This is a genomic window from Emticicia sp. TH156 (genome assembly GCF_002855535.1).
Taxonomy (GTDB): Bacteria; Bacteroidota; Bacteroidia; order Cytophagales; family Spirosomataceae; genus Emticicia; species Emticicia fluvialis.
In genome coordinates this window covers 1-19,002 of record NZ_PKRS01000018.1, presented here as the reverse complement: position 1 = coordinate 19,002, position 19,002 = coordinate 1, and the positions used below count along the sequence as shown (strand labels likewise).

Annotated in this window: 18 protein-coding genes and 1 pseudogene; 12 read left to right on the top strand and 7 right to left on the bottom strand. The window is 40.4% G+C overall.

What is annotated here, in order from left to right; all coding sequences use genetic code 11:
* Positions 1–92 precede the first annotated feature (92 nt).
* From C0V77_RS22310 to C0V77_RS22300, 4 genes are all read right to left on the bottom strand, one after another.
* Complete coding sequence (locus C0V77_RS22310; RefSeq protein WP_101728613.1) at positions 93–1,025, bottom strand: glycosyltransferase family 9 protein; 933 nt, start codon at positions 1,023–1,025, stop codon at positions 93–95.
* 583 nt (positions 1,026–1,608) lie between these two features.
* Entirely contained in the window at positions 1,609–1,767 is a 159-nt protein-coding gene (locus C0V77_RS23215; protein WP_158237993.1) for a hypothetical protein, read from the bottom strand.
* Between the two features lie 15 nt (positions 1,768–1,782).
* The gene (locus C0V77_RS22305; RefSeq protein ID WP_101728612.1) at positions 1,783–2,565 is read right to left on the bottom strand and encodes a nucleotidyl transferase AbiEii/AbiGii toxin family protein; all 783 of its coding nucleotides are present in this window, start codon (positions 2,563–2,565) and stop codon (positions 1,783–1,785) included.
* Positions 2,565–3,368, bottom strand: coding sequence for a type IV toxin-antitoxin system AbiEi family antitoxin (locus C0V77_RS22300; protein ID WP_101728611.1), 804 nt, complete (start codon positions 3,366–3,368; stop codon positions 2,565–2,567). The genes C0V77_RS22305 and C0V77_RS22300 overlap by 1 nt, the downstream gene beginning before the upstream one ends.
* A 443-nt stretch (positions 3,369–3,811) precedes the next feature.
* Here C0V77_RS22300 and C0V77_RS22295 point away from each other — a divergent pair.
* The 4 genes and pseudogenes from C0V77_RS22295 (at position 3,812) to C0V77_RS22280 (ending at position 8,810) form a co-directional block, all read left to right on the top strand.
* Positions 3,812–4,276: pseudogene (locus C0V77_RS22295) on the top strand (recombinase family protein).
* A gap of 79 nt (positions 4,277–4,355) precedes the next feature.
* Positions 4,356–5,453, top strand: a complete 1,098-nt coding sequence (locus tag C0V77_RS22290; RefSeq protein WP_101728610.1) for a sensor histidine kinase — start codon at positions 4,356–4,358, stop codon at positions 5,451–5,453.
* Entirely contained in the window at positions 5,450–6,217 is a 768-nt protein-coding gene (locus C0V77_RS22285) for a LytTR family DNA-binding domain-containing protein (RefSeq protein WP_101728609.1), read from the top strand. The genes C0V77_RS22290 and C0V77_RS22285 overlap by 4 nt, the downstream gene beginning before the upstream one ends.
* Before the next feature lie 148 nt (positions 6,218–6,365).
* Complete coding sequence (locus tag C0V77_RS22280; RefSeq protein WP_101728608.1) at positions 6,366–8,810, top strand: outer membrane beta-barrel family protein; 2,445 nt, start codon at positions 6,366–6,368, stop codon at positions 8,808–8,810.
* Between the two features lie 482 nt (positions 8,811–9,292).
* On the opposite strand, the gene C0V77_RS22275 is transcribed toward C0V77_RS22280, so the two are convergent.
* The 3 genes from C0V77_RS22275 to ric all read right to left on the bottom strand — a co-directional run bounded on the left by C0V77_RS22275 (position 9,293) and on the right by ric (position 11,352).
* Positions 9,293–9,475, bottom strand: a complete 183-nt coding sequence (locus tag C0V77_RS22275) for a hypothetical protein (protein WP_101728607.1) — start codon at positions 9,473–9,475, stop codon at positions 9,293–9,295.
* A gap of 698 nt (positions 9,476–10,173) precedes the next feature.
* Positions 10,174–10,608 carry an Rrf2 family transcriptional regulator gene (locus C0V77_RS22270; protein ID WP_101728606.1) on the bottom strand — a complete coding sequence of 145 codons (435 nt, stop codon included), beginning with the start codon at positions 10,606–10,608 and terminating at the stop codon, positions 10,174–10,176.
* Positions 10,609–10,620: 12 nt separating this feature from the next.
* On the bottom strand, positions 10,621–11,352 hold the full coding sequence (ric, locus tag C0V77_RS22265; protein ID WP_101728605.1) for an iron-sulfur cluster repair di-iron protein: 732 nt from the start codon (positions 11,350–11,352) through the stop codon (positions 10,621–10,623).
* 177 nt (positions 11,353–11,529) lie between these two features.
* Here ric and C0V77_RS22260 point away from each other — a divergent pair, with 177 nt between their 5' ends.
* Genes C0V77_RS22260 through C0V77_RS22230 form a run of 8 tightly spaced genes read left to right on the top strand, consistent with a single transcriptional unit; the run spans position 11,530 to position 18,906 of the window.
* The gene (locus C0V77_RS22260; protein WP_101728604.1) at positions 11,530–11,985 is read left to right on the top strand and encodes a c-type cytochrome; all 456 of its coding nucleotides are present in this window, start codon (positions 11,530–11,532) and stop codon (positions 11,983–11,985) included.
* Between the two features lie 13 nt (positions 11,986–11,998).
* Positions 11,999–14,008, top strand: coding sequence for a Sec-dependent nitrous-oxide reductase (gene nosZ / locus C0V77_RS22255; protein WP_101728603.1), 2,010 nt, complete (start codon positions 11,999–12,001; stop codon positions 14,006–14,008).
* A 57-nt stretch (positions 14,009–14,065) separates the two neighbouring features.
* Positions 14,066–14,638 carry a hypothetical protein gene (locus C0V77_RS23325; RefSeq protein WP_216824465.1) on the top strand — a complete coding sequence of 191 codons (573 nt, stop codon included), beginning with the start codon at positions 14,066–14,068 and terminating at the stop codon, positions 14,636–14,638.
* A 2-nt stretch (positions 14,639–14,640) separates the two neighbouring features.
* Positions 14,641–15,081, top strand: coding sequence for a nitrous oxide reductase accessory protein NosL (locus C0V77_RS23320; protein ID WP_216824464.1), 441 nt, complete (start codon positions 14,641–14,643; stop codon positions 15,079–15,081).
* Between the two features lie 10 nt (positions 15,082–15,091).
* Complete coding sequence (locus C0V77_RS22245; protein WP_101728602.1) at positions 15,092–16,348, top strand: nitrous oxide reductase family maturation protein NosD; 1,257 nt, start codon at positions 15,092–15,094, stop codon at positions 16,346–16,348.
* A gap of 4 nt (positions 16,349–16,352) precedes the next feature.
* Positions 16,353–17,087 carry an ABC transporter ATP-binding protein gene (locus C0V77_RS22240; RefSeq protein ID WP_101728601.1) on the top strand — a complete coding sequence of 245 codons (735 nt, stop codon included), beginning with the start codon at positions 16,353–16,355 and terminating at the stop codon, positions 17,085–17,087.
* Positions 17,084–18,139 carry a hypothetical protein gene (locus C0V77_RS22235; protein WP_101728600.1) on the top strand — a complete coding sequence of 352 codons (1,056 nt, stop codon included), beginning with the start codon at positions 17,084–17,086 and terminating at the stop codon, positions 18,137–18,139. Before C0V77_RS22240 ends, C0V77_RS22235 begins: the two co-directional genes overlap by 4 nt.
* Positions 18,139–18,906, top strand: a complete 768-nt coding sequence (locus C0V77_RS22230) for an ABC transporter permease subunit (RefSeq protein ID WP_101728599.1) — start codon at positions 18,139–18,141, stop codon at positions 18,904–18,906. Before C0V77_RS22235 ends, C0V77_RS22230 begins: the two co-directional genes overlap by 1 nt.
* Positions 18,907–19,002 lie beyond the last annotated feature (96 nt).

Below are 19,002 nucleotides of genomic sequence, written 5' to 3'. Positions count from 1 at the left end.
CAGTCATCTAATCCAGAGTTTAACTGGAACTATATTAATATGCTATCTGACAGTTAATTTTAGTGCCCTTCTGTCAGATTAAGTCTTGTCTATTACAAATACTCTATTATTAAATTCAAAATTTCACTATTTCTTTCTCCAAGTAGCATAATATTCCTATTTTGAGGATATGACCATCTAAGTAATGATGCAGGTCCAAATCCTTCTTGAAAAGGTTCTTCTAATTCATTTTTTCTTAGTATATTCCATAAAACTAGTGCTGGTTTATCAAAAGCAGTTGCAATATGCGCAGGTGCACTGTCAAATCCTATAAAAATATCACTTGCCCAAATTAGAGACATTGCTTGCCTAATAGAAGTCGGTATTGAGAATGTGGAAAGTTCTTTTTTATCATAATCAAATTTACTGATTTCCACAAAACTGGCCTTAGCATAAAACTCTTTAATAATAATCTCCCAGTTTTCATAGTACCATTTAGAGTTACTATTTACTGAAGACTTTCCAGAGGGATGAATAGCTATAACAGGTCTCGGAAGGTGCGATAATGTCTCTAATCCCCATTGCATTTCTTCCTGACTTAGGAAAATTGAAGGTTTTAGTTTTCTTGGTCTGAGATTATAAACAGAACAAATATTTTCAATCATATGATTAAACTGGCAATAATTATCTTGCTCCCGATTAATTAAACCAATTATTCCTTTATTAATTTCTTCTGCATTTACAATTTCTGAAATGAACGGATTGTACTTCCAGACAGGATACTTTTCTTCATTTTTAATAACTCCTACTAGTAGATTAATTGGAGCTGTGAGTAGCTTAATTGGTCGACCAATTGATAGTGCATATTCTTCAACTAATCTAGAAAAAACTAGAATATTTCCAATACTATCTCCACTGAGTGCGGCTAAATCACAATCATTTTCCTTTGCAAACTTGTCGGAATAATAGAATGGTGGAGTATCTAAAAAACGATCAGAAGGGTGATTATTAGAATTGTTACTCTCCTTGTCTATTTTTGAGTTCATAATGTGATAATTAGTAGTTATCTATTATTGGCAATAAAAAATCAAATACCGTCTTAGGGTAAATAATTAATATTTTTATACTTTATTTTAAAATAGTTCTGCCATAACTAAGTTCGATATTATTATAATCCACTTCATTTAAGAATTTAACTATTTTAAGATTCTTCTATTGAGAAATTATTTCATGCTAAATTATTGATAATAAACATTTATTTTAACAATTAAAAAAATGATTTTAGCAAAACATAAATAAAGTATTTATTCATTCAAAATCAAAAAAAACTTATTTATCGGCATGTCAAATCTAAAATCTTTGTCTCATCTCAGATTTTAGGTTATTCAGGCGAGCATTAAGCATTTTTAAAACTGAGTACTCAAAAGCTTTTAAAACCTTGTTTAGATTACATTATGTATAAACTCTAATAGACAATTCATAATCTATCTGATAGTTTTAACCTGTAGTGCATTTAAGAAAAGTAAAATTTAAGATTAAAGTATGGTACTATTCAAAGGTTTCAAAAGGTATTAGTCTAATAGAGTACATTCAAAAGGCCTAATTGAAATGATAAAGAAACCCATATGCTCAAACTTGTTTTTCAGCTTCCGGATCGGCAATTTTAACCCATTCCAGATGGTTTTTCACCAACTCACGGTAAGCAAAACGGGCGAATTCATTAAATTGCGGCACATAGCCCCCCATTGCTGCCCGCTCACCTGCAGCAGATATGATATCCTCACTCATTACACGAAACTTTCATTAAATCTTTTCCAAAAGGTTTTTATAAATAAACTGACCGGCCTTTTCAGCATCATATGCTTTACCCATTCTTAATAAACCGTTCATATCTCCTGCAAAATCCTTATCTTTTATTTTCTTTTCCATATTATCTATAAACTCCTGCTTTGATATAGTATGGTCTTCATGCTTCATATAAAAATCCCAGGCTTCCAGAATTCTGAATGGTTCAATACCGGTTTGAGTTATCGCGTACCACATATCAAAAAGGTCTCTGCCTTTGCTTCGCTGATACATCGCTCTCATTTTAGTACCTAACAATTCGGCTAGTTCGTAAGTGGGAATTAAAACCTCACTTTTATACCATTCAGAATCCATGGTATAACGCATCTCATTAATGCCGTAAATAGTGTGATGCTCACGACAATTTACTTCAACCTTTAAACGGAGGGGAATATTATCTTCCGAATCGAATCTATAGATTAGTGTGTTGTTGTGTTGCTTTTGCTTTCTAACAGGTTTGTCGCCTAGAAATGATAATACTTCTCTCAATTTGTCTATGATTGGACCGAAAGGTTCGGCTTTGATTTGTACAAGGTCTATGTCTTCTGAGTACCTCACTGCCGGTGCCAGATGGAGCTTGTGCAAGGCAGTCCCTCCCCTAAAAGCAAGCCGCTCCCGGAGAAAATCATCCTCATAAATAGCCATTAATGACCTTTCAATTACGAGATCCTGTTCTACCTGATAATCTTCTTGCCAGGGAGCCTTATTTCTCCATGCCGTTATATAAGCTTTAGGTACCATTAATCAATTTCTATTTCTATGTTATGCACTACTTTCCAATTATTCCCAACAATCATATCCATTTTATTCCTTTGAGGTCTAAGTAATACTGGAAAATGGTTAACAGTATTTAAATACTTTTTGAGCGGTTCACTGAACTCCTTTAATCCTAATACCTCATCGAATAAGAATCCTAAGCGTTGAACGGCCGTTATGGGAACATACCTTGAGGCTGTTTCAACCAACCTGTCGGCCTTTATGGACTCACTTAATTCCTCTAAAATAGTAGCTACTCGATTCATTCCTCCTGACTGTTCGTAGTAATAGACCAGATCAAGCGCTGTTAATTCCGGAGAGGAAATATTTATATAACCTGTGTCTACTTTCCTCTTTATTATATCAATTTCCGACCAGTCTTTCTTCACAATAAAGTTTATTTTAAGATTTTCCTTGGTGATATTTCTTAAGCTGGGCTTGATCGTTATTATCGAAAATGATTGCGGCTGCTGGTGCGCAGCTCCGTAGTACGCCGCTGCGTTCAATAATGCTACGTAATACTTCCGATTTAAAAACTTCATTAAGTCTGAAACAAAGAAAGACGGCGGAGGCACTCCCCTACTCCGGTATTCAGGCGTTACAATTACATAAAATTCATTTCTTACCAATGCGATTTCTCCCTTGGATTTTAATCGCTGCAAAGCTTTTTTAATCGCTTCATCAGATTGTTTAAATTTGCTTCTGACTTCAGCTAAAGAAAATGCATACTTGCCTGTTGAACGGAGATTAACAAGAAAATCCTCCAAATATCCGTACCGAGTCTTCATTTAAGTTATCGTTTGATTAAAGGGAAACTTTTAATGCCTTTTTGCAGACACAAACTTAGAAAAAATTCTTATTATCCGCTACAATTACATTACTTTTTTACTATCAATTACGAAAGTTCAGTATCATTTAGTCAATCTATTTTCTTGCTAAACAAGCCAAAGAAAAAGGATTCAGGCGCTCAGGCAATATAGTTATCCAACGTATACTGAGCTATCCATTATATACGAGAATGCAATATGTTGATGCTTTCAAAGATTATCCCGGCGGGCTACTTCCTGGATAATATTTAATATTCAAAAACTATTAGCTTCAGATCAAGGTATAATTATTAATAATCCAGATCCATACTGTAAGACAATCGCCCAAATTAGTTAATCAAACTTGTTCATCAATCAAAGTTCAGTATATTTGCTAATAGACTTTACTAACCTGCACAAAGAGCATAAAAATAGGCTATGCCCGTGTCTCACCCCAGGGCCAACAAGTCAATCTGCAGGTGGATGCGTTGGAAAAAGCAGGCTGTGAATTAATCTTTCGAGAAATTGTATCAGGTGCCAAAGCCAATTGACCCGACCTGGCTAAACTGCGGGCTATGCTTCGCCAAGGGGATATCGTCTGTATTTACAAGCTGGATCGGTTAGGCCGCTCGATGAAGCATCTATTGGAACTCGTAGAAGAGTTTAGCCACAAGAGCGTTGGCTTACTGAGCCTAACCGATGCAATAGGTAACACCACCGCTCAGGGTCGATTAGTCTTAAATCTGTTAGCTTCGCTGGCGGAGATGTATTACAAGGAAGGGCTATTAAGTGTCAACTTGATTGCTAAAAAGTTGACCATTTCTAAAGTGAGGTTTTACAAATACCTGTGGCATCAGGGTGTAGAAATTCATAGTAAGCAAAATGGATAAACAGAAACAACTAGTTATTGAGTGTAAGCTTACTGGCAAGAGCAGGTGATGAACGGAATGGTTTCATAAGAATAAATCAATGACTCAAACGACATCAGACCCTTCACTGACGAATCGACAATCAATCCGATTGGCGCTGGGCATCGTCCTGATTTTCTGGACTATACGTATTTATTTTAATCTGTCGTCATTAATTCCGGTAGTAGAAGCCAATAGACTGGTTTTTTTTCTGATTGAAATTGCGCTAACGATTGGGATGGTGTGGTGTTGGATTCGGCTGGTGGACTGGTTGCTGGCGCGTTTCATGAGCCGATTTTCTGACCCGGATGCGGGCACTATCAGGCTATCAGTTCAGTCTATCGGATTGGGGATGGCCTGTCTGTTGGCCATACTATTCAACGGTATCTTCTGGGAAGTGTATGAATCTATAGTTTGGAGATGGGAAAACCTTTTTAATGTGCAGGTGCTTTGGTTTCAGGACGATAAAGATGACCCTGACGAACGTAACGGGCTTATGTTACTGGCTCTGTTGGCAGCTTACTATCTGACGGCCAATCATCGAGCGAGCCGGCAGTTGCAGTACTTACAGATAAAAGCAGAGCAATCGCAGAAAGAGGCTGCAAAGGCGCAGTTGGCAGCTCTAAGAAATCAGGTAAATCCGCATTTCTTGTTTAACAGTCTGAGCATCCTATCTTCCTTAGTAGAGGTTGATACCGGTCTGTCTGTACAGTTTATCAATCGTTTGTCGAAAGCATATCGCTACGTACTGGAACAACGGGACGCGGAACAAGTATTACTCCGCACCGAACTCGATTTTATCGACTCATACACATTCCTGCTTAGTATCCGTTTCGATGAACACCTGCAGGTGCGGGTCAACGTATCCGATTCCGACCGGGATCGCTACCAGATTGCCCCATTAACGCTGCAACTGCTGATTGAGAATGCGATCAAACACAATCAGCTATTGGACGACGAACCGTTTATTGTGCGCATCGACTGTCAGGACGAGTACCTCATTGTTGCCAACCCACTACAACCCCGACCACAGTCGGATGAATCGATGGGAGTTGGTCTGTCTAATATTATCTCTCGTTACCGTCTGCTGTCGAATCGACCCGTCTGGGTTGGCGAAGTCGGTGGTGACTTTGTTGTAAAAATTCCCCTATTACCATGAACGTAGTGATTGTTGAGGATGAAAAACTAACAGCCCTCCGGTTAGAAAAACTGCTGGCTAAGTACGATCCAGCAATTCGGGTATTGGCCGTGCTGCCTTCCGTAACCAAAGGGGTGGCCTGGTTCGCACAAACCAGTACCCAGCCCGACCTGCTTTTTTTAGACATACATCTCCGGGATGATTCGGGCTTCCGGCTTATTGAGTTGGCGGGAATAACCCTGCCCATTATTTTTACAACCGCCTACGATCAATATACCTTGCAGGCGTTTAAGACCAACAGCGTCGATTACCTGCTCAAACCTATCGATGAGGTCGAACTGGCGGTTGCACTCAACAAGTTCAAACGATTACACAGCTCCGCTCCATCGAGCCCGATGCCTGACATATCCACCTTATTACAGGCCCTAAAATCGGCACCTTCACCCTATAAAGAGCGTTTTATGGTGACAGTGGGCGCTAAAATTCGCAGCATCGAAACCTCTGACATTGCGTATATTTTCTTCGAAGATAAAGCCGCCTGGCTTATTACTCGCGATGGGCAACATATCGATATCGAATATAGTCTCGACAAGTTAGAGACGATGCTTGATCCCAGGCAGTTCTTCCGCGTCAACCGGGCATTTCTGGTTACGATCGCTGCGATTCGCTCCATCCATACCTACTCTGGAAGCAAACTGAAAGTGGAGTTACAACCCACATCCCGTAAGGACGTATTTGTGAGTGGGGATCGTGTCACAGATTTTAAGGCGTGGCTGGGTAAATAAACCGGTAGAGTTGGTTTGGCATTCGTCAGTCGAAACAGTCCCCTCAACCGAGGATACGGGGTATCTGACTCGATTTTTTTTGAGGTGGAAAGAAGCAGCAATACCTTTGATGTGAACAAACATAATCGGGGTGAATGCCTGCTTTACTATGAAAAAATACCTAATAATTCTCTTGACAGGGTGCTTGTCATTTTCCGCACTAGCCCAGTCTAAACCTGGACGTATCAGTGGTTTTGTATCCGACGAAGGGCAAAAACCTGTCGAATTTGCCACCGTTGCCCTGATAGCTGTTACCACCGACTCAACGTTTATCAAAGCAACGTATACGGATGCGACGGGCGCTTTCGTCTTCGAGTCGTTGACAGAGGGACGTTACCTGACCAAAGTTACGTTCATGGGATACCACAATGGAGTTTCATCAGTGTTGACGCTTACTACCGAACAGCCTATCGCTGATGCAGGTACGATACGCCTGCAACCACAAGCGAAGCAACTGGCCGAAGTGGTAGTCACGGGTCAGAAAGCCATTATTGAGCAAAGGATTGACCGTATGGTACTCAATGTAGACGCCTTACCCTCAAACGCGGGCGCATCGGCCCTCGATATTCTTGAAAAATCGCCGGGGGTAACCGTAAATCTTAACAACAATACAATCAGCCTGAAAGGAAAAAAAGAAGTGGTTATTATGCTTGACGATAAGCTCACTTACCTCTCTGGCGAGGAACTAGTGACACTGCTGCGCTCAATGAACGCTAGCCAATTGAGTCAGGTCGAAATTATGACCAATCCTTCGGCCAAATACGATGCGGCTGGCAATGCGGGCATTATCAACATCCGCACTAAAAAACAAACCGCACCAGGCTTTAATGGAACTCTTACCCTGGGCGTGGGCTATTCATCTGATCTAAAAAGTAACGATGGCTTGAGCCTTAACTACCGTAGTGGAAAGTTGAATACATTTTTCAACTACGGCTTCATTCATAACTACGGTTACAGTATAATCGAAGCACAGCGTAATTTTATGGGTATCAACTGCCTGAAGACTGGTGAACTAAACCAGTCCGCCAATATAATTTATCGCAACCAGTCCCACAATCTGAGGATGGGCATGGACTACTCCGTCAGCCAGCGCACCAAAGTCGGGATCAGCCTGTCGGGTTTTCTTAATCCCCAGCGTCCTTCTATAGAAACGAGGACTCACTTAACCGACGCAACGGGTAATATTGACTTAACACTGTTTACGCCATCATCCAACAAAACACTATGGCGCAACGGTTCCCTAAACATCAACGCTCATCATACCTTCGACGATAAGGGGCGAGAAATCAGTGCATCAGCGGATCTACTCAATTACAATGCCAGCAATTCTCAGTACTTAGTCATCAACACCTACTCGTCGGCAGATGTCTTGCTAACTAAGGTACCCCAGCGGGGCGATATTCCCCTTGACATCACTATTTTCACGGCTAAGCTGGATTATAGCCAGCCATTAGGTCAGTACAAACTGGAAACCGGTCTAAAAACCGCCATCAGCACCACCAACAATCAGGCGAATTATTTCCGAACTACCAATGGCGTTGAGAGCCCCGACTATGACCTGAGCAACCATTTTAATTACCAGGAAAGCATTTATGCAGGTTACGGAAACCTAAGCCGACAGGTGGGTAAATGGTACGGGCAAGTGGGACTACGCTACGAAGATACGCAGTATACCGGCCACCAACTAGGCAATCCCGCAAAACCGGATTCGGTATTTGTCCGGCACTATCGCACCCTGTTCCCAACCCTGTTTGTCAGCTACAAAGCCAACGACCAAAATCAGTTCGTACTCTCGACAGGCCGACGTATCGACCGCCCGGCCTACCGCGATCTCAACCCGCTCCTGAGTATCATCGACCGGTATACATTCATGACGGGCAACCCATTTCTCCAACCCCAGTTTACCAACAACATCGAATTAAGCCATACTTATAAGAACTTCCTGACCACGACTCTCAACTACAGCCGCACTGATGGGTTTATTAATGAGACGCTTGAAAAAAAGGGCGATGTCATCATCCGAAGCGTTGGTAACATTGCCATTCGTGACAACATAGGGTTGGCTGTTAGTCTGCAACTGCCCATCACAAAGGCTTGGTCAGCTAATCTGTTCGTCAACGGGGCATATACGGCTTATGAAGGTACCATTGCTGGCTTCCCCTTCCTGGCATCGGCCTTCAGCGTCAATCTGAACGTACTTAATCAGTTCACGCTAAGAAATGGATGGGCCGTTGAAGTTTCTGGTTTTTACAATGGACGCAATCGCGACGAAGGGCAGGCCATTATTCGTTCTATGAGCCAATTATCGCTGGGTCTCTCGAAACAACTCTGGAACAAGCGGGCAAGTCTGGTTCTCAATGTCCGTGACGTGTTTCATACCCAACTCATACGGGAGATTCAAAATTTCCAGAACGTAATTTCTACTGTGAACATCGAGCGAGACACGCGGGTGGTCAACATAGCATTTACTTACCGTTTCGGCCAGGCCATCAAAGGCAGCTCATCGAAAGCGAAGACCAGCGCCGAGGACGAGACTCAGCGAGTAAAATTATAAATAAATAGAGAAACCCCTGTTGCCATTTACCTTCAGCTTTGCCATTGGTTGAAATCAGCAGGGGTTTTGTATATATCTTTTGTTCTGTTTATTTGCCACTACCGGATACATTAACTACCTATCTCGGCCATCGTGCGGTTCTCCGACGGTGTGCAACCTCATTAATATACTAAGGAAACCCTGTCTGGGAACATAAAAATCTGCATGTCGAGTATGATTTTGGCGGAGATGTGCTAACAATGGATTTAGAAAAATTGCCTGGCATTGGAATTACGAATAGAATATCCTGAAAATCAACATTAGGTTATTCGTGCGAACATTACGCATTTTAAAACGGAGTATTCAAAAGCCTATAAACCTTGTTTAGATAACATTGTATATAAACTCTAATACACAATTCATAATCTATCTGATGAAATCAAGTTTATTAATTAGTTCATGATTATAAAATAATAGGCTTTATAGAATTTAGATACAATGCTTTACACTGCTTCAACTACTATTCTATCTGCATTTTTTACTCTATTTATCACTAAATCTTGTTGACTTGGAGTCAAGTCAATTTTAGTAATAACCTGTTCAAATTCAAAACTTTCATCGCAGGTAAATTCAAGAGCATAATTGGCATTCTGCCATTTCAATTTTGTTTCTAACCCTTTTGTCATCGTATTGGTATTCAGAATTCCTTTATTAGCAATTCATAAATCTGAACTTGACTACTAGCATGACTATCCCTGAAAAGATTGTCGCAAAGTGTCCTATTTTTTTAAATACTCCCTCACTAAGTTTAGGCTACATCCATTTCATAGACCAAGTAGAAAACACAGTAGATGAAGCGACCACTATATCTGCATAGACCACTTTTAGAGGAATCAACCCAAGCAGTGTATGTAAAACTATCTTTACGAGATGAATTATCACTTCGTTGGCAACTCTTGTTGCAACAATTTCTTCTTTGGTTAATCCATAACGCAAATAAAATTTATTGAATAGCAAACCTACTGCTCCCGTGAGCCCCGATATGTGCCACTTTCTTCATGTGTAGACTTGTTCAAATCTATTGTTAATTTTATCCTCTCCACAGGTTTTAAATTTGTTCCCTTTTTAGATTGGGCCTTAATCTGCAAAAAGTGTTCGATCACTTAATTCACCACAAAAAAACAATGACAATCAGTGCTTTAACTTAGTTGCTGGCTGAATGGGTTACATTCGAACCCTTGGTACCGCTTTTAACTTTTTTAGACACAGGACTAGAAACTATAAAACAAAAGAGTACTGATTATCGCCTTATGCTAATTATGACTGAACAGGGTTACTATCGAACTGCTAATACCTTGTTAATTTATCAAAACATTTATAAGCCTTATTTCAAATAAACTCTATGTTCCGGATTATGCACATCATCCATCAAATCACCTACGGTTTTTTCTCTAAAAGTTCTGAAAATCTCATTTCTGCAATGAGCAAATTCGTTATGCAGCGGGCATGGGTTTTCGTCTGAACATTCTTCACGCCCCAGATAGCATTTTTTCAATACGTCCAGGCCATCAATAGCCTCTACGATTTTTATCAGAGGCAATTTAAGGGTTTCCGGTTTTACATAGAAACCACCATTGGGGCCTTTTATCGAAAAAATAATTCTTTTCCTGACCAGATCCTGCAAAATTTTGCCCATAAAATGCTGAGGAATGTCTAATTCCTCAGCTATTTCATGAATTCCGATATTTCTATGCTCACTACTTTTTACGGCCAGCAACACTACTCCCCTTATCCCATAGCCGCAGGTTTTTGAAATCATTCCCGTATTATTTTATACTCGTTCCTTCAAAACTGCTTCAAGTGCTTCTATTTTAGGAAAAAGAATATTGTTTTCAATATGAATATGCTGAATCAAATCAGCATCTAATTCAGATAATTTTAAAAGCATCACCCGGTGCGAATTACAGGCATCTGCCGCAGGGGTATAGTTATTCGTAATTTCTCTTATTCTATGCACAATCTCGCCTGCTCTTTCATGCTCCTGATACATTAATCTGATTGGATTCAACACCGTACCAAAAAATGGTATATCTATCGACTGATTGGTCTTTACTGCTGTCAATAATGTTTTAGTATACGGAAAAAGAATCGTTTCTTCATTAGGTAAATGTGCGAGCAAATCATTTTCCAGTTCAGTATAAAGCGCCGATAATTCATCCAAATATAGATACTTTTCTCCATGCTTATGCCAAACCTTATCTACAAAAGCCTTTATTTCAGGCAGATTTTTATAGAGATAAGCATGGTGAACGTTGGTGATATAATCAATCAAAAAATCTACCTCAAAATTCTTAAAATCAAGCGATGGTTTGCTCCCTTGTGAGATTTTCTCTATTTCTCCCCATACTTCATGCGGGTCTACCCCTTGTTTCTGACATACTTCTATAAAACTTCTTTTGCCACCGCAACAAAAATCGACATTCAGACGTATAAAAACTTCTGCGGCTTTAGGGTTATTGGCTACAATCTCGCCAACAGGTAAATCTTCAAAGGTATTATTCATAATTCTTTCTTCTTTAAAATTTTAACAAAGATAAAAAGACCTTAATGTCTTTATTTATGATTTCTATCATATTCCCACCTTTCAAAGGTCAGATTTTAATCTATCATAGCTGAATACATTTGCTGCATAAAAGATAAAAAGGTCTTTTATTATTAACCATTCTAAATTACTTACCAAATGAGGACATCTGTTTTTACAACCGTCTTGACAGCTTTCATGATTTGGGGATGCGGAGGGGCTCAACAAAGGGCAGAAACGCCAGAAACCAATGATTCGGTACTTCTGAAACAGGAAGAAGTACACGGAGCAGAGGTAAAGGAAATTGCACTGAGCAACCCACTAGACCAAACCATGATAGACGAGGGGCAGAAAATCTATGATATGAAATGCTCATCATGTCATAAACTCACCGAAGAGCGTCTGGTTGGTCCCGGTTGGGCCGGGGTCACTAAAAGGCGCCAGCCAGTCTGGATCATAAATATGATTACCAATGTAGACATGATGCTGGCCCAGGATGCCGAGGCTCAAAAACTGCTTGAGCAATGTTTAGTACGAATGCCTAATCAGAACATTAACGAAAAAGAAGCCCGGAGCATCATTGAAATGATGCGGAAAAACGACGGTGAAAAATAAATAACGATTCAAAATGAAAACAAGACATTTATTAGGGGGTTTGGCTATTGCCGCAATAGCTTTTTCTCAGACAGCCTGTAAACCTACCGACAAAGGTAAAGCCGGTGGAAATTCTGAACTTGCCGGAGATGCCGCACAAAAAGTATATGTAGCGCCCGGTACCCACGATGAGTTTTATAACATCGTTTCCGGTGGATTCAATGGGCAACTTTCAGTAGTCGGGCTACCATCGGGGCGCACTTTCAGGGTAATTCCGGTTTTCTCACAAAGCCCTGAGAGTGGATATGGCTTCAGTGAAGAAACCAAACCAATGCTCAATACTTCGCACGGATATGTACCCTGGGACGACTCCCACCATGTGGCGCTTTCAACCACTAATTCAGAACACGATGGGCGCTGGGCATTTATTAATGGTAATAATACCCCTCGTATAGCCCGCATTAGTCTGAAAACATTCAGAACGGAAGAGATTATTGAGTTGCCTAACTCAGGGGGTAATCACTCATCGCCATTTATTACTGCCAATACTGAATATGCTGTAGCAGGTACACGTTTTTCTGTTCCACCTGATGACAAAGCCGATGTACCTATCAGTTCGTTCAAACAAAACTTCAAAGGTTACATAAGTTTTGTGAGCATCGATAAAAACACAGGCCGGATGGGTATTAAGTTTCAGCTAAAAACACCCGGGGTAAGTTTCGATTTATCAAGAGCAGGAAAAGGGAAATCAGCAGACTGGTTCTTTTTCTCTACCTATAATACCGAGCAGGCCAATTCACTGCTGGAAGTGAATGCCTCACAGAAAGACAAAGACTTTATTCTGGCCGTAAACTGGAAAAAAGCCGAGCAATATCTGGCACAGGGCAAAGGCAGAAAAGAGCCTGCCAAATATGCGCACAATGTCTATGATGATAAAGTGCACTCTGCTACCTCTACCATTATGAATGAAGTAATGACACTTGACCCTAAAGAGTGTCCGGATATGCTATACTTTATCCCTTGTCCAAAATCTCCACACGGATGCGATGTTGACCCTACCGGGCAATACATTGTAGGCTCAGGTAAGCTGGCTGCTGTTATTCCGGTATTCTCATTCGACAAGATACAAAAAGCCATTGCTGCTAAAACCTATGATGGTGATTTTGACGGCATTCCTGTTTTAAAATACGAATCTGTGCTGCATGGAGAAGTAAAAAAACCGGGGCTTGGGCCGCTTCATACCGAGTTTGACGGCAAAGGCAATGCCATTACTTCATTCTTTGTTTCATCAGAATTAGTACGCTGGAATATCGAAAAACTAGAGGTAATTGACCGCGTGCCTACATATTATTCTGTGGGACACTTAAGTATTCCGGGAGGCCCAACTGCCAAACCCTGGGGTAAATATGTAGTGGCTTATAACAAAATTACCAAAGACCGTTACCTGCCAACAGGCCCTGAGTTAGCTCAATCGGCACAGATCTATGATATTTCAGGTGAAAAAATGAAACTCCTGCTTGACTTCCCGACTTCCGGAGAGCCTCATTATGCAGAATCTATTCCTGCCAGCATGATTGAGAAAAACTCGCTCAAAATCTTCAAGATTGAAGAGAATGGGCACCCTTATGCTGCGAAAGGGGAGAAAGAAACCAAAGTGGTAAGAAAAGGCAATGAAGTGCATGTGTATATGACCGCCATTCGCTCACACTTTACACCTGATAATATTGAGGGTATAAAAATGGGAGATGTGGTGTATTTCCACCTCACAAACCTTGAGCAGGACTGGGATGTACCACATGGTTTTGCCATCAGAGGCGCACAGACAGCAGAACTACTCGTTATGCCTGGTGAAACACAGACACTAAAATGGATACCAACCAAAGTGGGGGTAACACCCATGTATTGCACCGACTTCTGTTCTGCACTCCATCAGGAGATGCAAGGCTATGTACGCGTATCTCCGGCAGGTAGTAATGTCCCCCTCATCTGGAGTACTGGCAAAACCCCTGCGGCTGAAGCCGAAAAGAAAGTGGTTAAAAAGTAAACAAATACCAATAATCAAGACCCCTCGCTCGCTTGGGTGAGGGGTTTAAAAAGATTTATGAAACCATTCAGAAAAATATCCCAGGCATTACTTGCTTTAGGGTCTCTTGGGCTGATTATTACTTATTTCACACCACTCTGGCGGATTGACTTATGGGCACCTCAATATCCTGAAGGACTATCCATGAAAATATGGCTTACCCGACTTTCGGGAGACGTTGATATAATCAATGGTCTGAATCACTATATAGGCATGGCGCATATCAAAGAGGAGATGTTTCCTGAGTTTAATGTTCTACCCTATTTCGTGGGCTTTTATCTAGTTTTTGGACTGCTAACCGCTTTCTTAAAAAACAAACGGGTATTAGTGGCTTTTCTATCAACACTTATACTTGGCGGTATTATAGCCATTTATGATTTCTGGAAATGGGGGTATGAATACGGGCATAATCTAAGTCCCGATGCAGCTATTAAAGTACCGGGTATGTCATATCAGCCGCCTTTACTGGGTTATAAAGAATTGTTGAATTTCGGAGCCTATTCTATCCCCGATACAGGTGGTTGGTTATTTGTACTGTTAGGTGTCATAACCATTGGAGTAACTTTTTATGAATTCAAATACAACAAATAAACATGAAGAAATTATTAGCGGTCGTCAGCATAATTCTGGTTTTTATGTCGAGTTGTTCGAGCCAGACCGAACCCATTAATTATGGTAAGGATAATTGCAGCCTTTGCCGGATGACCATCATGGAAAAGGAATATGCCTGTGAACTGGTCACAAAAAAAGGCAAGGTATTTAAGTTTGATGATATCAGCTGTCTGGTGAAATATATAAAATCAAGCCAGACTACTGAAGCAGACTATAGTTTTCTGGTAGTAAATGATTTCAAAAGAACGAATCAGTTTATTGATGTGCGGGAAGCTCTTTTTGTTAGTGGAGACGACTTCAGAAGCCCTATGCGCGGCGACCTGGCGGCTTTTGCCAATATTCAGGAAGTTGAGGCCGAAAAGAAGAAAAATGCAGGCATCACGATTTTATCATGGAAACAGGTTCTGGAAAAATTTCAATAATTAATCATTTATGAGACTTCTTATCGGCATACTTATTTTTATCGGTCACTCGGTTAATGCTAAAACCTGGCAGGTAAATACAGTAAATGCCCTTTACCAGAGTATCAAAAAAGCTTCTGCCGGAGATACCATTCTAATTTCGAAAGGGATGTATAAAATTCATACTATTATCATCAATAAACCATTGGTAATTATCGGCAGGGATTTCCCGGTATTGGATGGGCAGTTTAAAGGCGAAATACTTACCATACAGGCATCTGGTACACAGGTACGAGGTATTGAGTTTCAGAATGTAGGTGAAACGAGTTCTATTGATTGGGCGGGGGTAAAAGTACTGGAAGCTGAAAATGTGGTGGTGGAAAACAACCGTTTCAGAAACTGCTATTTCGGGGTTTATCTTTCTGCCTGTACAAAATCCAGAGTATCAGATAACCGGATAGTGGGCCAACCCAAAGAAGAGCAAACTACAGGCAATGGGATTCATGCCTGGAAATGCGATAGTATTCTGATTGAGAACAATTCAGTTGAGGGACATCGTGATGGTATTTATTTCGAATTTGTCACTAACTCACTCATTCGCAATAATTTTTCAACGCTAAATATCCGGTATGGTCTGCACTTTATGTTTTCGCATAATAATACCTATGAATTTAACCAGTTTGTCAAAAACGGAGCAGGAGTAGCAGTGATGTATACCAGACACGTAACCATGAAAAACAATATTTTCAGAGATAACTGGGGAGGAGCAGCTTATGGTATTTTACTGAAAGATATTTCAGATAGCCATATAGAGCATAATCAGTTTCTGTCTAATACCGTCGGTATTTATATGGAGGGCTGTAGCAGAACGACATTCCTGCAAAATGAATTTTCAAAAAACGGCATTGCAATGCGTATACAAGCCAACTGCGATGATAACCGCATTAAAACCAATAATTTTATGGCCAACACATTTGATATTGCCACCAATGGCAATTCTGTCTACAATGAAGTAGCTCACAACTATTGGGATAAATATGAGGGATATGACCTAAACAGAGACGGCACCGGAGATATTGCTTACAGACCTGTAAGTCTGTTTTCGACACTTATTGAGCGTGTACCGCAGGCCATGATGTTGCTTAGGAGTTTTACCGCCACCTTGCTGGATAAAATCGAAAAAATAATTCCAAGTCTGACACCCGAAAACCTGAAAGATGAAAAGCCAGCTATGAAACCCATCAAAATGGCATCATTTAAGACTTCTGTCCATTCTATAACTGCTTAAAACAATGATACTTTTCAATAACATTAATAAATCGTTTGGAAAACTGAAAGTATTGCAAAACGTGAATGTCAGTTTCGAGAACGGCCAGTCTGTTGCCATTATCGGCCCCAATGGTTCAGGAAAAACAACGCTTATCAAAAGTTTGCTCGGTATGGTTATTCCGGATGGAGGGAATATCTATGTAGATAGCCAGGATACGCGACAGAATTTTGCCTACCGCTCAAAAATTGGCTATATGCCTCAGATAGGACATTACCCACCGAATCTCAGGATACGGCAATTGTTTGAGATGATGACAGATATCAGGGCAGATAAAAAACACGCCATAGAAACAGATGAAGAAATAATAAAGGCTTTTCAGTTAAAAGAGATTTTCGAAAAGTCTTTAGGAACTTTATCCGGCGGAACAAAACAAAAAGTCAGCGCTGCCCTGGCATTTTTGTTCAATCCTCAGATTCTGATTTTAGATGAACCAACCGCCGGTCTGGACCCACTGTCCTGCGAAATACTGAAAGAAAAAATTCGCAAAGAAAACCTGAAAGGTAAACTGGTGATTATTACGTCGCATATCCTTTCAGACCTTGAAGAACTGGCCAGCCATATTCTTTATATACAGGAAGGACAGATTCAATTTTTCAAAACGCTGGAAAGCCTGAAACAGGAAACAGGCGAATCGAAACTAAATAAAATAATCGCTCTTTTGATGCAGAAAAAGATAAAACAAACTGCTCAACTATGAAAAACCTGATTTTTATTATACTACCCTTAGCTTTATTGTCAATGCTGACCGGGATATATATTGGTTTTATACGCATTGGCTGGGCATTTCCGGTATCAGCCAGTTTACCTGTACCTCATCACGGAATCCTGATGGCAGGTTCATTTTTAGGTACGTTGATTAGTGTAGAAAGAGTATCCGTTTTAAAAACCCGTTGGGTATGGTTAATTCCTATACTAATGATTTCTAGTCTGTTCTTCCTGCTTTTTCAACAAGACCAACTGGCATTCGGGGTCTTGTTGGCAGGTAGTATCGGCTATCTGGGTATAAGCTTTCAAAACTTTCTGACTTATAAACTCAAAGGAGATATGCTGATGCTTGTCGGCGCCTTTTTCCAGATAGTGGCTTTCACCATTTTTATTTTTACTCATTCATACCCCATGTCATTTGCGGGCTGGTTACTATTCTTCCTGCTTACTATTGTGGGTGAGAGATTAAACCTGACGAGATTTCTGCCTGTTTCGCGCAAGGCAGATAGAGAGCTCTATACCTGGTTCGGGGTGCTGATAGTCAGTTCATTTCTCTATCATTTCGGGTTTGCTGTGGTAGTCAGTCTTTGTTTATGGGGTATAGCCCAATGGCTCCTCAGAAATGATATTGCGCTTGTTAACATCCGAAAAGACGGGCATTATAAATTTCTCGGGGCGGCACTCATCGGGGCCTATATCTGGCTTTTTATCACAGGTGCTTTGGGTTTAATCAAATCTGATAATCCCTATCTGTACGATGCGCTCCTGCATGCATTTTTCATAGGTTTTGTGTTAAGCATGGTTTTAGCCCATGCGCCTATTATTTTTCCGGCTTTGCTTCAAATCAGAGTTTCGCCATTTCATCCTTTCATGTATGTCTGGCTTTTTGCCTTGCACATCAGTTTGTTCATGCGGGTATACGGGGATATTTTTGAGAATTATGACCTTCGTAAACTCGGAGGATTATTCAACGGACTCAGTTTTGTAGGATACCTACTCACTATTGCACTATTAATCATCAAAAAGAAAATACAGCAAAAATAATGAATAAGGTCATTAAATATGTAGTTTACGATATTGTCCGTAACCGCTTTGTACTTAGCTATACCCTGTTATTACTACTTATCAGTCTTGCCTTCTTTGGTTTCGAAGCTGACCCGAATAAGGGGCTTTTAAGTCTTTTGAACATAATTCTGATGGTGGTACCGCTGGTAAGTATTATTTTTAGCACTATTCATTTTTACAATTCTTATGAATTTCTGGAACTGCTCTCTGCACAACCCATCAGCCGGAAAACCATTTTCTTTAGCCAATATATGGGTGTTTGTATTGCGCTATGTCTGGCTTTTATGATAGGCATTGGTATTCCTGTTTATATTTTCGAGGGTTCAGCCAGCGGCTTAACCCTGGTCTTTTGCGGTTTACTTCTTACACTAGCGTTTATATCACTGGCATTTCTGGCTTCGGCCATCACGAAAGACAAAGCCAAAGGTATCGGTATCTCACTAGGTATCTGGTTTTATTTTAGCATTGTTTATGATGGCCTTGTACTGACGGCCCTCTTATCATTCAGCGACTATCCGCTCGAAAAGGCTTCCCTGTTCTTTACGGCTCTTAATCCTACAGACTTAGCCCGTATTCTGGTATTAATGAAACTCGATATTTCAGCACTTTTAGGAGTAACAGGTGCCATTTTTCAACAATTCTTCAGTTCATATGTTGGCTTTATAATCGCTATAGTTCTGTTGTTTTTCTGGATACTTGGCCCGGTACTCATAGCTTCCCGGATTTTTTATAAAAAAGACTTATGACTAAGAGCCTGTTTAAATTTTATTCAATAAATGTTTTATAGCAGAAACTTTAACTATTTCTTCTGCCGTTTCCATAAGCAATTCATAATTTCTGCA

What these genes read in the sequence shown, in the direction of transcription:
- C0V77_RS22310 (WP_101728613.1), bottom strand. Translation starts at nt 1,025, where the DNA reads ATGAACTCAAAAATAGACAAGGAGAGTAACAATTCTAATAATCACCCT.
- C0V77_RS23215 (WP_158237993.1), bottom strand. Translation starts at nt 1,767, where the DNA reads ATGAGTGAGGATATCATATCTGCTGCAGGTGAGCGGGCAGCAATGGGG.
- C0V77_RS22305 (WP_101728612.1), bottom strand. Translation starts at nt 2,565, where the DNA reads ATGGTACCTAAAGCTTATATAACGGCATGGAGAAATAAGGCTCCCTGG.
- C0V77_RS22300 (WP_101728611.1), bottom strand. Translation starts at nt 3,368, where the DNA reads ATGAAGACTCGGTACGGATATTTGGAGGATTTTCTTGTTAATCTCCGT.
- C0V77_RS22290 (WP_101728610.1), top strand. Translation starts at nt 4,356, where the DNA reads ATGACTCAAACGACATCAGACCCTTCACTGACGAATCGACAATCAATC.
- C0V77_RS22285 (WP_101728609.1), top strand. Translation starts at nt 5,450, where the DNA reads ATGAACGTAGTGATTGTTGAGGATGAAAAACTAACAGCCCTCCGGTTA.
- C0V77_RS22280 (WP_101728608.1), top strand. Translation starts at nt 6,366, where the DNA reads ATGAAAAAATACCTAATAATTCTCTTGACAGGGTGCTTGTCATTTTCC.
- C0V77_RS22275 (WP_101728607.1), bottom strand. Translation starts at nt 9,475, where the DNA reads ATGACAAAAGGGTTAGAAACAAAATTGAAATGGCAGAATGCCAATTAT.
- C0V77_RS22270 (WP_101728606.1), bottom strand. Translation starts at nt 10,608, where the DNA reads ATGATTTCAAAAACCTGCGGCTATGGGATAAGGGGAGTAGTGTTGCTG.
- ric (WP_101728605.1), bottom strand. Translation starts at nt 11,352, where the DNA reads ATGAATAATACCTTTGAAGATTTACCTGTTGGCGAGATTGTAGCCAAT.
- C0V77_RS22260 (WP_101728604.1), top strand. Translation starts at nt 11,530, where the DNA reads ATGAGGACATCTGTTTTTACAACCGTCTTGACAGCTTTCATGATTTGG.
- nosZ (WP_101728603.1), top strand. Translation starts at nt 11,999, where the DNA reads ATGAAAACAAGACATTTATTAGGGGGTTTGGCTATTGCCGCAATAGCT.
- C0V77_RS23325 (WP_216824465.1), top strand. Translation starts at nt 14,066, where the DNA reads ATGAAACCATTCAGAAAAATATCCCAGGCATTACTTGCTTTAGGGTCT.
- C0V77_RS23320 (WP_216824464.1), top strand. Translation starts at nt 14,641, where the DNA reads ATGAAGAAATTATTAGCGGTCGTCAGCATAATTCTGGTTTTTATGTCG.
- C0V77_RS22245 (WP_101728602.1), top strand. Translation starts at nt 15,092, where the DNA reads ATGAGACTTCTTATCGGCATACTTATTTTTATCGGTCACTCGGTTAAT.
- C0V77_RS22240 (WP_101728601.1), top strand. Translation starts at nt 16,353, where the DNA reads ATGATACTTTTCAATAACATTAATAAATCGTTTGGAAAACTGAAAGTA.
- C0V77_RS22235 (WP_101728600.1), top strand. Translation starts at nt 17,084, where the DNA reads ATGAAAAACCTGATTTTTATTATACTACCCTTAGCTTTATTGTCAATG.
- C0V77_RS22230 (WP_101728599.1), top strand. Translation starts at nt 18,139, where the DNA reads ATGAATAAGGTCATTAAATATGTAGTTTACGATATTGTCCGTAACCGC.